The following is a 15,971-nucleotide window of genomic DNA, read 5'->3' as shown; positions in this document are numbered from 1 at the left end:
GAATGTTGGCTCTCGCTTTCATTCATAAGTAGTTTTTTAATTTGCAAATTTTGTGCCATCATTTTCTAAAAATAAATGATTAATAAGGGTAATGTTAATATGCAAACGATTTGATTACATCAATGTCTCACGGTATATTATTTATAAAATGGTTTTAATAAACGCATTGAATTAAACCTAAATTTGAAGTTAGAAAGATCGGGGGCATATGTTGTGAGTCAAAGTCAATTTAAAATTACTGTTGAAGATGGAACAATGATTGAAGTTAAAGTTGATAAAGCGAAGAAAAATACTATCGGTATTATTCATCTTTTTCATGGTATGGCTGAACATATGGACCGTTATGACGAGTTAGTAAATGCGTTGAATATACAAGGATACGATGTTTTAAGACACAATCATCGTGGTCATGGTAAAGATATTGATGAAGTTGAACGGGGTCATTTTGAGAGTATGTCTCAGATTGCTGATGATGCGTATGAGATAGTTGAAACACTATATGGTACTGAACTTAAAGTTCCTTACGTTGTTCTTGGACATTCTATGGGCTCTATTATTGCAAGATTATTTGTTATGAGATACCCAGAATTTGCAGATGGATTAATATTAACAGGTACTGGCATGTTCCCAAAATGGAAGGGTGTTCCGGCGACTTTCGCTTTGAAGCTCATTACGATGATCTTAGGAAAACGCCGTCGAGTAAATTGGGTGAATAAATTAGTTAATAAATCATTTAACAAACGAATATCCAATCCCTTAACTGAAAGTGATTGGATATCTACAAGACGTGATGAGGTAGAGAAATTTGTTAAAGATGAATACTGTGGTTTCAAAGTATCTAATCAGTTAATTTATCAAACTGTAAAATTTATGATGCTAACAATAGAACCTAAATGTCTAGATAAACTTAACAAACAATTGCCAATTTTATTGATTTCAGGAAAAGAAGATCCATTTGGTGATTATGGAAAAGGAATCAAACAATTAGGTAAATTGTATAAAAAATCAGGTATTAAGCACATTACTGTTCAGCTATATAAAAATAAAAGACATGAAATTTTATTTGAGGACGATTATCAAACAACGTGGCAACATATGTTTGAATGGATAGAGAAACAAATTTTAAAGAAAAATAAAGTGAGTGAATAACGAAATGACGAATCAACATAAGCCATTTATTGTTGTTATTGTCGGACCAACAGCATCAGGTAAAACTGAATTAAGTATTGAAGTTGCCAAAAAATTTAATGGAGAAATCATTAGTGGCGATTCAATGCAAGTATATAAAAATATGGATATTGGAACAGCTAAAGTAACACAAGATGAAATGGATGGTATCACGCATCATATGATAGACATCTTAGAACCAGATGAGTCGTTTTCGGCATTTGAATTTAAAAAACGTGCAGAAGCATGTATTGAAGATATTACAAATAGAGGTAAATTACCTATTATCGCGGGTGGCACGGGCCTTTACATACAATCATTACTTTATAATTATGCATTTGAAGATGAAACTATTTCAGAAGAGCAAATGAAACGTGTTCAAGCACAACTTGAAGAATTAAAACACTATAATAATGAAGAATTGCATCAGTATCTAGCATCATTTGATAGTGACTCTGCAGAAGATATTCATCCAAATAATCGAAAAAGAGTACTTCGAGCGATAGAATACTATTTAAAAACAAAAAAACTTTTAAGTTCTCGCAAGAAAGTGCAACAATTTACTGAAAATTATGATACATTATTATTAGGGATTGAAATGTCGCGCGAAACATTATATTTTAAAATAAATAAACGTGTCGATATTATGTTGGGTCACGGATTATTTAAAGAAGTGCAAGACCTCGTAGAACAAGGTTTTGAATCAAGTCAAAGTATGCAAGCAATTGGATATAAAGAACTCGTACCTGTAGTAAAAGGTCATATACAGATGGAAGATGCCGTTGAAAAACTTAAACAGCATTCACGTAAGTATGCGAAACGACAATTAACTTGGTTTAAAAATAAAATGGACGTTCGTTGGTTAGATAAAGAAAAAATGTCACTTCAGATGATGTTAGATGAGATTACAACCCAAATAAATAAAAGGAGTTCTAAACATGATTGCAAACGAAAACATCCAAGATCAAGCACTAGAGAACTTTAAAGCAGACAAAACTGAGGTCACTGTATTCTTTTTAAACGGCTTTCAAATGAAAGGTGTTATTGAAGACTTTGACAAATATGTCGTAAGTTTAAATTCTCAAGGCAAACAACATCTGATTTACAAACATGCGATCAGCACTTTCACAGTTGATAATGAAGCAGAAGAATCAACTGAAGAAAAAAGTGAAGAATAGAAGTTGTAATCAAAGTGCATTAATAACGCCATTTTGTTGAAAGTAAAATCTAATCGTTGGTTTTACTAATCAACGAAATACATTTAAGTATTGAAGATAATGTTTTAAAACACTAAGCACTTTAGAACAAATCAAGGGAATGTTTGTAATAAAAAAATGCTTCATGCAATGTGTTGATTGAAGTTCGTCTTAATTTCAATAATTACACATTACATGAAGCATTTTTCATTGTAGTTACACTTTATATTACTCTTACATATTTAATTATAATAATTTTTCAATTTCACTTGCGATTTGGTCTGGTTTTTTCTGAGGAGAAAAGCGTTTAATAACATTACCCTCACGATCAACTAAGAATTTAGTGAAATTCCATTTAATTTTTTCATTTAACATACCTTTTGCAGCGTCAGTTAAATAACGGAATAAAGGATGTTGATTGTCGCCTTTAACGTCTACTTTCTCATGAATAGGGAAAGTAACGCCATAATTAATTTTACAATTTTGAGCAGCCTCTTCTCCTGAACCAGGTTCTTGTCCGCCAAATTGATTACAAGGGAAACCTAAGACGATAAAGCCTTTATCTTTATAGTTATCATATAACTTCTGTAATCCTTCAAATTGTGGAGTAAAACCACATTCACTAGCAGTGTTTACGATTAGCATTACGTCGCCTTTATACTGTTCTAATTTATAATTTTCACCATTATTTTTTTGTACTACGAAATCATAAATTGTTTCCATATCTATCACCCTTTCGATTTACTTCAAATTTAACATAATTTAATCGTATAGTCTTTGTTTATACTCTATGATAGAATGTTTTGAGTAACTTTTTAAAAGGAGATGTATATCATGGCACAGCAACCACATCCGACTAAGAAGAAATTAGAGACTGCTGTTTTAATCGGTGTACATGCTCAAACGGATAATCAATTTAATTTTGATTCAACTATGGAAGAATTAGAAGCTTTATCTCAAACTTGCCGTTTAAATGTTAAAGGACAAATCACTCAAAATAGAGAACAATTTGATCATAAATATTATGTAGGTAAAGGTAAAATAGAGGAAATTAAAGCTTTCATCGAATTTCATGATATAGATGTTGTCGTTACAAATGATGAATTAACGACGGCTCAATCTAAAACATTAAATGATAATTTGGGCATAAAAATCATCGATAGAACCCAATTGATTTTAGAAATATTCGCATTAAGAGCAAGAAGTAGAGAAGGTAAATTACAAGTTGAACTTGCACAACTTGATTATCTTTTACCACGATTGCAAGGTCATGGAAAGAGTCTTTCTCGTTTAGGCGGTGGCATAGGTACAAGAGGTCCAGGTGAAACAAAACTTGAAATGGATCGACGTCATATTAGAACACGCATGAATGAAATCAAGCATCAACTACAATCAGTAGTTGAACATCGTGAAAGATATAGAAATAAACGAGAACAGAATCAAGTTTTCCAAGTTGCCTTAGTTGGTTATACGAATGCTGGAAAATCATCTTGGTTTAACGTTTTAGCGAATGAAGAAACCTACGAAAAGGATTTACTCTTTGCAACATTAGACCCAAAAACACGTCAAATACAAATAAATGAAGGGTTTAATCTTATTATTTCAGATACAGTAGGTTTCATTCAGAAATTACCTACAACACTTGTTGCTGCGTTCAAATCTACGCTTGAAGAAGCTAAAGATGCAGATTTACTATTACACGTTGTTGATGCGAGTCATCCTGAACATCGTACGCAATATGATACAGTTAATCAAATCATTGATGATTTAAATATGGATCAAATACCTCAGGCTGTCATTTTCAATAAAAAAGATTTATGCACAGAAGCTCAAGAGGCTCCAGTTGCTAAATCGCCATATGTATTTGTATCTAGTCGTGATGAAAATGATAAAGATAAAGTTAGAAACTTAATGATTGATGAAATAAAACATCATTTAGACTATTATGAAGAAACAGTTGATAGTACAGATGCAAATCGATTGTACTTCTTAAAGCAACACACACTAGTTGATGAACTTTATTTCAATGAAGACAATGAGACTTATAGTATTAAAGGTTATAAAAAATAAAGAAGGAAGAAAAATCATGGAAGAAATGACCAAATTAATTGAAGAAGTTGAAACGACTTTAGCACCATTCTTCAAAGATATTGAGAAAACTGCGTTAATCAATCAAGAAAAAGTATTAGACGCATTTCACCATGTCAAAGCTACAGAGAGTGACTTGCAAGGATCTACCGGGTACGGTTATGACGATTTTGGTAGAGATCATTTAGAAGAAATTTACGCTCACACATTTAAAGCTGAAGATGCACTTGTCAGACCACAAATCATTTCAGGTACCCATGCAATTACGCTAGCTCTGCAGAGTACTTTAAAATATGGCGACGAGTTGCTATATATCACTGGAAGTCCATATGACACTTTACTAGAAGTAATAGGTGTGAACGGAAATGGTATAGAAAGTTTAAAAGAACATGGTGTGCACTATAACGAGGTCAAATTGAATAATGGTAAAATTGATATTCCTTCTGTACTTAGTGCAATAAATGAGAAAACGAAAGTTGTCGCTATTCAACGTTCTAAAGGTTATGATCAACGCCCGTCAATTCCGGTGGATGAAATTGAAGAGGCGATTGATACAATTAAAACACAGCATCCGAATGTCATTATATTCGTAGATAATTGCTATGGAGAATTTGTTGAAGATAAAGAACCTATTGAAGTAGGGGCTGACTTAATCGCAGGTTCACTCATTAAGAACCCTGGTGGTGGCCTAGCTAAGATAGGCGGGTATATAGCCGGTCGTAAAGATTTAATTGAGAGATGCGGTTATCGCTTAACTGCGCCAGGTATTGGTAAAGAAGCGGGAGCATCTTTAAATTCTTTACAAGAAATGTATCAAGGATTCTTTTTAGCTCCTCATGTAGTCAGTCAAAGTTTGAAAGGCGCATTGTTTACCAGTCTTCTTCTTGAAAAGTTAAACATGAAAACGACACCTAAATACAATGTGAAACGTACAGACTTAATCCAAACGGTACAATTTGAGACGAAAGAACAAATGATATCTTTCTGTCAAAGTATACAACATGCTTCTCCAATTAATGCACATTTTAGTCCAGAACCTAGTTATATGCCTGGATACGAAGATGATGTCATTATGGCAGCAGGTACCTTTGTACAAGGCTCCTCTATAGAATTATCAGCGGATGGTCCTATTAGACCACCATATGAGGCATACGTACAAGGTGGACTTACTTATGAACATGTTAAATTAGCTGTAACACGAGCAGTTACACAACTGCGAAAACAAAACTTGATATAAAGATTAATTTAACTCTCTAAATAAACTTAATTTAGAGAGTTTTGTATTTGTTTGAACTTTTTGTCAGAAAATTATAAAATTATTTTAGAAAGTATAAGTTGTTGCCTGAAATTAATTAAAAATTTTGAATGAATTTGGTAGTAGAAATATTGATATGACAGTTTTTTGATATTTTATGTTAGAAAACCTTACATACTTTTGTATTATCGATAAAACTATGCTAAATTAATGATAAGTTCAAAAGTAGAGGAGAGGTTCAAGTGCAGTCTAATGATTCAATCAGACGTAACATGGCCGTATTCTCTATGAGTGTAGTGAGTAAATTAACCGAATTAAGTCCAAGACAAATTCGATACTATGAGACACATGAACTCATTACACCAGAAAGAACTGAAGGTAACAAAAGGTTATTTTCAATGAATGATTTGGATAGACTTTTAGAAATTAAATCTTTAATTGAAAAGGGTTTTAACATTAAAGGTATTAAACAAATCATTTTTGATGATCAAGATCACTTATCGACAGACGAACAAGAGACTAGAAAAAGAATGATTGTAGATGCAACGCAGAAACCGCGTAGCGAAACATTACCAATAAATCGTGGTGACTTATCAAGATTTATTAAATAAAATTTGGAGGATTAAAACCATGCCAAAACGTAGTTTTACAAAAGATGATATTCGTAAGTTTGCTGAAGAGGAAAACGTAAGATATTTAAGATTACAATTTACTGATATTTTAGGAACAATTAAAAACGTAGAGGTTCCTGTTAGCCAATTAGAAAAAGTTTTAGATAATGAAATGATGTTTGATGGCTCTTCAATCGAAGGATTTGTAAGAATTGAAGAATCTGATATGTATTTACATCCAGATTTAGATACTTGGGTAATCTTCCCATGGACTGCTGGACAAGGTAAAGTTGCACGTTTAATCTGTGATGTATTTAAAACAGATGGTACTCCATTTGAAGGCGATCCACGTGCTAACTTAAAACGAGTTTTAAAAGAAATGGAAGATATGGGATTCACAGACTTCAACTTAGGGCCTGAACCAGAATTCTTCTTATTCAAATTAGATGAAAAAGGTGAACCAACATTGGAACTTAATGATGATGGTGGTTACTTCGACTTAGCACCTACAGACTTAGGTGAGAATTGCCGTCGTGATATCGTATTAGAATTAGAGGATATGGGCTTTGATATTGAAGCAAGTCACCATGAAGTTGCACCTGGTCAACATGAAATTGACTTTAAATATGCAGATGCTGTAACAGCATGTGATAATATTCAAACATTCAAACTTGTTGTAAAAACTATTGCTCGTAAACATAATTTACATGCGACATTTATGCCTAAACCATTATTTGGTGTTAACGGAAGCGGAATGCACTTTAACGTTTCACTATTCAAAGGTAAAGAAAATGCATTCTACGATCCAAATGGCGAAATGCAATTAACAGAAACAGCTTATCAATTTACAGCAGGTGTTCTTAAAAATGCACGTGGTTTCACTGCAGTATGTAACCCTCTAGTAAACTCTTATAAACGTTTAGTGCCAGGTTACGAAGCACCATGTTATATCGCTTGGAGTGGTAAAAACCGTTCTCCATTAGTACGTGTACCTTCTTCAAGAGGATTGTCAACTCGTATTGAAGTACGTTCAGTTGACCCTGCAGCTAACCCTTACATGGCTTTAGCAGCAATCCTTGAAGCAGGATTAGACGGAATTAAGAATAAACTAGAAGTACCAGAACCAGTAAATCAAAATATCTACGAAATGAATCGTGAAGAACGAGAAGCAGTTGGCATCCAAGACTTACCATCAACATTGTATACTGCGTTAAAATCAATGCGTGAAAATCCTTCAATCAAAAAAGCTTTAGGAAATCACATTTACAATCAATTTATTAACTCTAAATCAATTGAATGGGATTATTACCGTACTCAAGTTTCTGAATGGGAACGCGAGCAGTACATGAAACAATACTAAAGCGCTAAACAAAATAGGGGAACCACATTAGGGGTAAGAGCTGAGGCGAAACTGTCTCGGCTCTTTTTTGTGTTGTTAATAATAATTTTAAAGGTGTGAAATGGTCTAGAAGAGTATGGCAAGATAGTGCCGTAATTCAAAAAGTAGTGGAAAGAACGGCTAGTAATGTGTCACTTAGGGGAAGACATCCTAATGAGTATGTAACTGTTTATGAGAAACATACTGTTACAAATATTTATAATGCAAGTAGATTGTTAGTTACTGAATCAGCACGTGTTCAAGCTGAATCACAGAAGCTAACTTATCTTAAAGATTTAGGTGAAGATGGCGAATATAAATATGTGGCCAAAATAGATAAAAAAACATCTAAAATATGTCACTCTTTAAATGATAAAGTATTTAAAGTTAAAGATATGATACCTGGAGTTAATGCTCCACCAATGCATCCATGGTGTAGAAGTACTACAGTACCGCATTTGGGAAACTGGCGGGATAAATTCTTTAATGAACGTAAAGATAAGTATCAGATTAAAGATTACCTTAGCGAGTCAGGTGCACTTAGTAACAAAAATGATGAATACGGTGTTAAAAGAAGAAAGCACGCACAAACGTATTATAATTCAGTAAAAAATCGTGATAAACTGGCAGAGATAAAAACTATTGCAAACAATGTGAATATGAATGAAAAAGCGATTAAAAGAGTTTATGAACACCTATTTGAGAACAAGTATCTACTAGACAGTGGCATTAAACAATTTGACCCTGATTTTTATATGGCTCAAAGTTGGCAAAGATTGAGAAAAGGGAAAAATATTAAATCTATGGATGTAATAATGCTAAAGCACGAAGCACTTGAACACTTTTTAATGAATAAGTATAATTTAAGTTATAAAGAAGCACATATACTATCTGAAAAAAATACAATTACAGCGCATTAATTAAATAGAGGTGAGATTATTTGCTAATTTTAAAACTTCAAGAAAAAAATAACCAGACTGTTATATATAAATATTATCCTAATGATAATGAAAATATTAAGCCAGGTGTTATTCATGTGAATATAGACAGTCTTCAAATTATCAATGCTGAAAAATCTGAGATAGAAGATAAAGAAAAAGATAATTATTTTATACATGCTATCGAAAGAATAGAATTGAATACCAGTAAAAAAATGTTTCCCAAATCTGAACTTGTAGCTTGGGGATAGAGCACCTAACAAAGATATAGATTAAGGTGCTATTTTTATACACTTTTTTAACCTTCTACGGAAGGTTATTTTTTATGTCCAAAACGTGCTGATGACGTTATAAAAGCAAGTATGGAATACGCAGTCGACAGACTATAAACGGAGGTATATCTCATGGAAAACAACCAAAGTAATATTACTGAAGAAACGAAGCACAATGATAATTCAGAAACAATTCATGAACAATCGCAACAAAAGGAGAAAACATTCTCCCAAGAAGAAGTATCTCAAATGATTAAAGATCGTTTAGCAAGAGAAAGAAGAAAATCTGATGAACGTATTAGAAATGCAATTAAAGAAGCTAAGAAACTGGCAAAAATGAAACCAGTTCAATGCTCAATGAGTCCGGTGTTCAAATTTTAATAAATTAACCATAATAAAAAGATCTCGTCTCATTCTCACAATAATCAATCATTAACCTTTTATTTTCAAAGTAAATTAAGAATAGACGAAATCTCTTCAAATTTAAATAGCAGTATATTAAATTAACTTCAACAACTGTTCTACATTTTCTTCAGTAGTTGCCCAACTAGTCGCAAATCTTACAACACGGTGATTATCATCATATTTTTCCCACACTGCGAATTTAACTTTCTTCTCTAATTCTTTTATTTTATCGTTACTGAGTACAAAGAATAGTTGGTTCGTGGGTGAATCAAAATAGACTTGATATCCTTTTTCTAAAAATCCGTTTTTGACTTTCTTAGCCATATCAATCGCATGTTTACTAATTTTAAAATATAAATCATCTGTAAATAACTCTAAGAATTGGATACCAGTTAATCGACCTTTAGCTAGTAAAGCGCCATGGTGTTTAATAATGGTTGTAAAATTTTTTGGCTCATTATTCTTAGTGAATACAATTGCCTCACCACATAGTGCACCTATTTTAGTACCACCAATATAAAAGATGTCACAATATTTAGCTACATCTTCAATAGTGACGTCGGTATTTTCACTCATCAACCCGTAACCGAGTCTAGCACCATCCATAAATAATGGTATCTCATGTTGACGACAAACTTTGGCTAAACTATCTAATTCCTCTTTTGTATATAGTGTGCCATATTCTGTAGGATGAGAAATATAAACCATCCCCGGAAATACCATATGTTCTTTTTTGAAGTCACTATAAAAAGTTTCTAAGTAAGCTTCAACACCTTTAGCGGATATTTTCCCTTCTTCTGATGGGATGGCTAAAACTTTATGGCCACTAAATTCAATCGCGCCACCTTCATGAACCGCCACATGTCCCGTATCTGCTGATATAACACCTTCGTAACTTTTCAACATAGAATTGATAACTACTTGGTTTGTTTGAGTTCCACCAACTAAAAATCTTACAGTTGCCTCAGGACACTTGATAGTTTCTCTAATTTTATCAGCTGCTTGTGCTGAGAAGTCATCAAAGCCGTATCCAGCAGCTTGAACCATGTTTGTATCAATAAGTCGTTTGAGTACTTTCTCATGTGCACCTTCTAAGTAATCATTTTCAAATGAAATCATTAACTTTCCCTCCTAAGTTAAATCCAATCTTCAATATTATTCAATACATCTTGATGATTCACTTTTATTAGAAAAATAAATTCTCATTTTTAGGGGTAGTAAACAAGAAATGATTAACTAATAAAAATATCAAAAGATAGATAATTCTGAATATTCAATCGAATATTGTTATTATACATCATGATAACTAAAATTAAAATATATTCCGAACAACCTATTTAAATAATTGGCAATTAAACAAATTGTTTCTGTAATAATTGAATTTTTATATGAAAAGTTCTATCATTTAATCAACATAAAGAAAGGGGAATGTACCTTATGCAACAAATTAAATTCAAAACATTTACAGAAGATTCTATTGAAAGATTGGAAAAAAGCGTTAATGATTTTCTTAAGTCAGATGAAGGTAGTGCATATAGCTTATTAAATATCACTATTAAACAAATTGAGGAGCGAAAGTTTCCAAATATAGAAGAAGATTATAACGCAATAGTAACTTTAGTTACTAAAGAATAATATAAGAGAAATATCCACTTGATATGATTCAGGTGGAAATACATATAGGAGTTAACATTCATGAATTTAGGATATTTTGGTACTATTTTAGCGATTTTATTAGTCCTAGGATTTATCATTAATTTGATACTTGCTTTTATTATCATTTTCTTGGAAAAGGACCGACGAAGTGCAAGTTCCACATGGGCATGGCTATTTGTACTTTTCTTATTACCAATAGTAGGATTCATTCTTTACATATTCCTAGGTCGAACTGTTTCTAAGAAAAAGCTAGAGAAAAATAACGGAAAAGAGTTGGATGCTTTCCAAGATTTAGTTAAAGCACAAGCAAATAGCTTTGAAAAATTAAATTTTAATTCTCCAAACGACCAAGTTACAAAACATCATGATTTAATCCGAATGTTATTGATGAAACAAGATGCTTTTTTAACAGAGAATAATAAAATTGAATTATTTACGGACGGTCATCAACTATTTGATAAAGTTATAGAGGATATCTATAACGCTAAAGATTATATTCATCTGGAGTATTATACATTTGAACTTGATGGCCTTGGAAATCGTATTATCGATGCGTTAGAAACTAAACTCAAAGAAGGCTTAGAAGTCAAATTATTATATGATGATGTAGGTTCGAAAAAAGTGAATATGGCTAAATTTAAAAAATTTAAGTCTCTAGGTGGAGAGGTTGAAGCCTTTTTTGCTTCTAAATTACCTATCATCAACTTTAGAATGAATAACCGAAATCACAGAAAAATTATTATCATAGATGGTCAAGTTGGCTATGTCGGTGGTTTTAATATAGGTGACGACTATTTAGGTCTAGGTAAATTAGGTTATTGGAGAGATACACACCTTCGTGTTCAAGGTGATAGTATTGACGCATTGCAACTAAGATTTACTCTGGATTGGAACTCACAAGCACATCGACCACAGTTCGAATATGACCAAAAATATTTCCCTAAAAAGATTGGGGAAAAAGGAGATAAAGCATTACAAATTGCATCGAGTGGACCAGCGTTCGATCTTCACCAAATTGAATATGGTTATACAAAAATGATAATGAGTGCAAGAAAATCAATTTATCTTCAAAGCCCTTACTTTATACCAGATCAATCTTATATTAACGCGCTGAAAATGGCTGCAAATAGTGGGGTAGACGTCAATTTGATGATTCCATGTAAACCTGATCATCCATTTGTATATTGGGCTACATTTTCAAATGCAGCTGATTTGTTAGATAGTGGTGTGAAAATTTATACTTATCAGAATGGATTTATACATTCTAAAATATTGATGATCGATGATGAAGTTTCATCTGTAGGTAGTGCGAACATGGACTTTAGAAGTTTCGAGTTAAACTTTGAAATTAATGCCTTTGTGTACGATAAAGAAATTGCACAACAATTGCGTCATGCTTTTGAAGAAGACGTGAAGAAATCAAAACTTCTTACCAAAGAAAAATATGAGCAACGTCCACTTTCAATTAAGTTTAAAGAAGATTTAGCTAAGTTAATTTCACCAATTTTATAAACTAATAATTAAGTAGAATCCTCGTTCGAAAGAGCGAGGATTTTTAGTTGGTAATAACTTTATTATGTAAACTAAAAAAATAAATGACAAATGTCACGTACTAATAATGACAAAATGAACTAAATTATGTACCTAGTAATTGATAAATTGTATATATCCTAAAGAAAAGGCGTGATTATTATGATAAAGATTAACAATTTATCTAAGTCCTTCAAGAAGACTAGTGTACTCAATGATATTAATTTAGAAATTAAGGAACATTCTTGTACAGCTTTGATTGGTAAAAATGGTGCAGGAAAGTCAACGCTTATAGATATATTAATTGGTAATATGCAAGGTGATAAGGGGGAGATTATCGATAAGTCTAGAATGATCAATCATCATAAAATGGCAATCTTATTTCAAAAAACTAATTTTCCTAAATTTTTCAAAGTAAAAGAATTATTTAAACTTCATCAGTCTTTTTACGCAAATTCGATATCAACATCACGTTTTTTAGATATTACTCAATTTAGTGAAACCCAAATGAATCAGATGGCAAATCAGTTATCTGGAGGACAAAAACGTATTCTTGATTTTGCATTAACACTCGTTGGTCGACCTGAATTTTTAATACTAGACGAGCCTACAACTGCTATGGATATTGAAACAAGAGAACATTTCTGGAGAATGATTGAGGATCTCAAATCAAAGAATGTCACGATTCTTTATACTTCTCATTACATTGAGGAGGTTGAGCGAATGGCTGATCATGTCGTCTTACTAGATGAAGGTCGAATTCAATTAAGTGATTCTCCTGAACAGATTAAAAATCAACAGACTTATTCCACAGTAGTTTTACCACCAATTTGTAAAGATATGGTTGAAGAGTTAGAGAATGAGTTTGAAATTGCAAAGTATAAAAATAATTATGTAGTGAGAACGAATCACGTTGATACAGTTATACAAAAGTTAATTGATAATCACATTGATTTAAACCAAATTGAAATTCATAAAACTTCATTATTAGATATTATGTTTTCGAATAATAGTGATCAAGAAGGAGTGACTTTATAATGGTAGCCACATTTTTTAAAACTGAATTTAAAGTGATGTTTAGAAAGAAGCTATATTTATTCATGTCTATATTTCTACCATTAGCATTCTATCTTTTATTTACTTCGTTGTTGGATTTACCTGAAGAAGCTAAAGAACCGTTTTATAAGGAGTATATGTACAGTATGACTGTATTTAGTTTATTAAATTTTTGTATGTTGTCATTTCCTCTAGACATGATTGAGGAGAGAAACAATGGTTGGTATAAACATTTGATGTCTACTCCTTTAAAGCCATCACAATATTATTTAGTAAAAGTCTTAAAAACCATGTGCCAATTTTTAGGAGCGATTATAGTTATTTTCACAGTGGCACACTTTTATAAAGATGTAAGTATGAATTTATCAGATTGGTTACTATCTGGAGTTACTTTATGGGTGGGAGCAAGTTTATTCTTAACTTTAGGACTGATTATTGCACAATTTAGTGATAGTCAAAAGGCGAGTAGTGTAGCAAATTTACTTAATATGGCTATGGCTATAGTAGGTGGTTTATGGTTTCCGATTAATACTTTTCCAGATTGGTTACAGACCATTTCTAAAAAAATGCCTACTTATCACTTAAAGCAAATGTCGTTAGATTTAGGTAAAGATAAAGGTATAAATTATGAGTCACTTGGCTTTTTACTTGTGTATAGTATAATTTTCCTAAGTATTGCTTTACTGATTAATAAAAAGAAAGATGTGTCTTAAATGAGATCAAAGCGTGGTTTTGGAGTAAGGATGGGTGAAATTTCTTCACTTATATATTTAATATTTCCGATATTTGGATTATTTTATAGTGAACATCAATATAATATTTTGGTGTATAGTATTATTTTATCTATCTTTACTATCTCGTATCTAATCCTTGTCCTCTTTCACACTAAGATAAATAAAAATCACTTATATATCTTTTTGCTTATCCATTATCTCTGCATCATGTATTTTGTTTATGCTTATGAACCATTATTGAGTATGTTCTTTTTTTATAGTGCATTTGCTTTACCCTTCATTTTCGATGTGGGAGTGAAATCAAAAGAATTTATAAGTTTTATTACTACAATGATTATATGTGCCTTTTTAACCTATATTACGCATCATGATTATGTGTATACGATGATAATTTACTACATCGTCATCTTGATGATTGCGTTTGGTAATTTTCAAGTGCGTAAAGATCGTAGGGTGCGTAAAGAACTCGAAGAGAAGAATAAATATATTAACGTACTTATAGCAGAACAAGAACGAAATCGTATTGGTCAAGATCTTCATGATACTTTGGGTCATGTGTTTGCAAGTTTAACGTTAAAATCTGAACTTGCCACTAAACTCCTTGATACCGACAAAGAGGCGGCTAGAAATGAAATGCGAGCAATTAATGAGTTATCTAGAGAGACACTTAATAAAGTACGCACTATTATAGATGACTTGAAAGTCCAATCATTTGAAGAGGAAGTTTTATCAGTAGAATCTATTCTTCATGATGCAAATTTGAATTTTATTTTCAAAAATAAAAGTGCTGCGAGGTCATTAAACCCGGCCAAGCAATCCATACTATCGATGATATTAAGAGAAGCGATTAATAATGTAATTAAACATGCACATGCCACAGAAGTTGTAGGGAAAATTAAAGAAAAGCAACACGAAATCACATTGATTGTGAGTGATAACGGGGTAGGTATCGATGGCGAAGTCGCGAGTTCGCTGAAAAGTATTAGAGAACGTACTGCATATTTAAATGGAGAAGTTGAAGTTCAATCAAATGAAGGCACTACAATAATAGTCAGAATTCCTAGGAGTGAATTAATGTGATATCACTAATAATAGCTGAAGATCAATTAATGTTAAGACAAGCCATGGTACAACTTATTGAAATGCATGAGGATATGAAAGTTTTAAATGATGTCGAGAATGGTGAAGAAGCACTTCAATTAATTGAAAATAAAGAACCCGATGTAGCCATCTTAGATATAGAGATTCCTGGTATGACTGGGTTAGAAATTTTAGCTCAAATTCGAGCTAAAGGGATAAATACTCGTGTAATTATAGTGACAACATTTAAGCGACCTGGTTACTTTGAGAAAGCTGTAGCTAACGATGTAGATGCCTATGTGTTGAAAGAACGTTCTGTAGAAGATTTAGTCAATACAATTTATAAAGTTATGAATGGTGAAAAAGAATATAGTACCTCATTGATGACTACTTTTTTTAGTGAGTCAAATCCATTAACGCATAAGGAACAAGTTGTATTAAAAGAAATAGGCAACGGTTTAAGTAGTAAAGAAATTGCTGAAAAATTGTACTTGTCTAATGGTACTGTTAGGAATTATACAAGTACGATTATTGATAAAATGTGCTCTGAAAATCGCTTTGATGCATGGAAAAAAGCGATTGCTAAAGGATGGATATAAACTTTG

Annotated in this window: 17 protein-coding genes and 2 pseudogenes; 17 read left to right on the top strand and 2 right to left on the bottom strand. The window is 32.1% G+C overall.

Annotation, left to right across the window (positions count from 1 at the left end):
- Nucleotides 1–213: 213 nt before the first annotated feature.
- Genes HMPREF2706_RS07770 through hfq form a run of 3 tightly spaced genes read left to right on the top strand, consistent with a single transcriptional unit; the run spans nt 214 to nt 2,345 of the window.
- Complete coding sequence (locus HMPREF2706_RS07770) at nt 214–1,149, top strand: alpha/beta hydrolase (RefSeq protein WP_030064839.1); 936 nt, start codon at nt 214–216, stop codon at nt 1,147–1,149.
- A 4-nt stretch (nt 1,150–1,153) separates the two neighbouring features.
- Entirely contained in the window at nt 1,154–2,152 is a 999-nt protein-coding gene (gene miaA, locus HMPREF2706_RS07765; protein ID WP_030064841.1) for a tRNA (adenosine(37)-N6)-dimethylallyltransferase MiaA, read from the top strand.
- Nucleotides 2,106–2,345 (top strand): RNA chaperone Hfq, encoded by a 240-nt coding sequence (hfq, locus tag HMPREF2706_RS07760; RefSeq protein WP_002433967.1) that lies wholly within the window; start codon nt 2,106–2,108, stop codon nt 2,343–2,345. Before miaA ends, hfq begins: the two co-directional genes overlap by 47 nt.
- A gap of 264 nt (nt 2,346–2,609) precedes the next feature.
- Here the strand turns inward: hfq and HMPREF2706_RS07755 are convergent, their stop codons facing one another.
- The gene (locus HMPREF2706_RS07755; protein ID WP_023350360.1) at nt 2,610–3,086 is read right to left on the bottom strand and encodes a glutathione peroxidase; all 477 of its coding nucleotides are present in this window, start codon (nt 3,084–3,086) and stop codon (nt 2,610–2,612) included.
- 111 nt (nt 3,087–3,197) lie between these two features.
- Between HMPREF2706_RS07755 and hflX the strand changes: the two genes are divergently transcribed.
- The 8 genes and pseudogenes from hflX to HMPREF2706_RS07720 all read left to right on the top strand — a co-directional run bounded on the left by hflX (nt 3,198) and on the right by HMPREF2706_RS07720 (nt 9,286).
- Entirely contained in the window at nt 3,198–4,433 is a 1,236-nt protein-coding gene (gene hflX, locus HMPREF2706_RS07750) for a GTPase HflX (RefSeq protein ID WP_030064842.1), read from the top strand.
- A 16-nt stretch (nt 4,434–4,449) separates the two neighbouring features.
- Nucleotides 4,450–5,688: a methionine gamma-lyase family protein gene (locus HMPREF2706_RS07745; protein WP_030064844.1), complete on the top strand. Its 1,239-nt coding sequence runs from the start codon at nt 4,450–4,452 to the stop codon at nt 5,686–5,688.
- Nucleotides 5,689–5,948: 260 nt separating this feature from the next.
- Nucleotides 5,949–6,317: a MerR family transcriptional regulator gene (locus HMPREF2706_RS07740; RefSeq protein WP_002433929.1), complete on the top strand. Its 369-nt coding sequence runs from the start codon at nt 5,949–5,951 to the stop codon at nt 6,315–6,317.
- A 19-nt stretch (nt 6,318–6,336) separates the two neighbouring features.
- Entirely contained in the window at nt 6,337–7,677 is a 1,341-nt protein-coding gene (glnA, locus tag HMPREF2706_RS07735) for a type I glutamate--ammonia ligase (protein WP_002433573.1), read from the top strand.
- 71 nt (nt 7,678–7,748) lie between these two features.
- Nucleotides 7,749–8,213: pseudogene (locus HMPREF2706_RS12460) on the top strand (minor capsid protein); the annotation flags it as partial.
- Nucleotides 8,214–8,635: 422 nt separating this feature from the next.
- On the top strand, nt 8,636–8,884 hold the full coding sequence (locus HMPREF2706_RS07725) for a hypothetical protein (RefSeq protein WP_023350352.1): 249 nt from the start codon (nt 8,636–8,638) through the stop codon (nt 8,882–8,884).
- Between the two features lie 69 nt (nt 8,885–8,953).
- Nucleotides 8,954–9,047: pseudogene (locus HMPREF2706_RS12110) on the top strand (hypothetical protein); the annotation flags it as partial.
- Complete coding sequence (locus HMPREF2706_RS07720; protein WP_049428567.1) at nt 9,038–9,286, top strand: DUF4355 domain-containing protein; 249 nt, start codon at nt 9,038–9,040, stop codon at nt 9,284–9,286. The pseudogene HMPREF2706_RS12110 and the gene HMPREF2706_RS07720, both read left to right, overlap by 10 nt.
- Nucleotides 9,287–9,403: 117 nt before the next feature.
- Here the strand turns inward: HMPREF2706_RS07720 and HMPREF2706_RS07715 are convergent, their stop codons facing one another.
- Nucleotides 9,404–10,429, bottom strand: coding sequence for a threonine aldolase family protein (locus tag HMPREF2706_RS07715; RefSeq protein ID WP_030064855.1), 1,026 nt, complete (start codon nt 10,427–10,429; stop codon nt 9,404–9,406).
- A 318-nt stretch (nt 10,430–10,747) separates the two neighbouring features.
- On the opposite strand from HMPREF2706_RS07715, the gene HMPREF2706_RS07710 reads away from it, so the two are divergent.
- The 6 genes from HMPREF2706_RS07710 (at nt 10,748) to HMPREF2706_RS07685 (ending at nt 15,965) form a co-directional block, all read left to right on the top strand.
- Complete coding sequence (locus HMPREF2706_RS07710) at nt 10,748–10,945, top strand: hypothetical protein (RefSeq protein WP_002433822.1); 198 nt, start codon at nt 10,748–10,750, stop codon at nt 10,943–10,945.
- 60 nt (nt 10,946–11,005) lie between these two features.
- Nucleotides 11,006–12,478 (top strand): cardiolipin synthase, encoded by a 1,473-nt coding sequence (gene cls / locus HMPREF2706_RS07705; RefSeq protein WP_070862302.1) that lies wholly within the window; start codon nt 11,006–11,008, stop codon nt 12,476–12,478.
- Nucleotides 12,479–12,658: 180 nt separating this feature from the next.
- A complete protein-coding gene (locus HMPREF2706_RS07700) occupies nt 12,659–13,534 on the top strand; it encodes an ABC transporter ATP-binding protein (RefSeq protein ID WP_049428570.1) in 876 nt (291 codons plus the stop codon).
- Nucleotides 13,534–14,265 carry an ABC transporter permease gene (locus HMPREF2706_RS07695; RefSeq protein ID WP_002433649.1) on the top strand — a complete coding sequence of 244 codons (732 nt, stop codon included), beginning with the start codon at nt 13,534–13,536 and terminating at the stop codon, nt 14,263–14,265. The genes HMPREF2706_RS07700 and HMPREF2706_RS07695 overlap by 1 nt, the downstream gene beginning before the upstream one ends.
- Nucleotides 14,266–15,366 carry a sensor histidine kinase gene (locus HMPREF2706_RS07690; RefSeq protein ID WP_002470020.1) on the top strand — a complete coding sequence of 367 codons (1,101 nt, stop codon included), beginning with the start codon at nt 14,266–14,268 and terminating at the stop codon, nt 15,364–15,366.
- The gene (locus HMPREF2706_RS07685) at nt 15,363–15,965 is read left to right on the top strand and encodes a response regulator transcription factor (RefSeq protein WP_049428572.1); all 603 of its coding nucleotides are present in this window, start codon (nt 15,363–15,365) and stop codon (nt 15,963–15,965) included. The genes HMPREF2706_RS07690 and HMPREF2706_RS07685 overlap by 4 nt, the downstream gene beginning before the upstream one ends.
- The last annotated feature ends 6 nt before the right edge of the window (nt 15,966–15,971 follow it).

It is taken from the genome of Staphylococcus sp. HMSC067F07 (genome assembly GCF_001837405.1).
GTDB lineage: Bacteria > Bacillota > Bacilli > Staphylococcales > Staphylococcaceae > Staphylococcus > Staphylococcus capitis.
The sequence above is the reverse complement of the archived record's forward strand: the minus strand, read 5'-3'. Positions and strand labels throughout refer to the sequence as shown.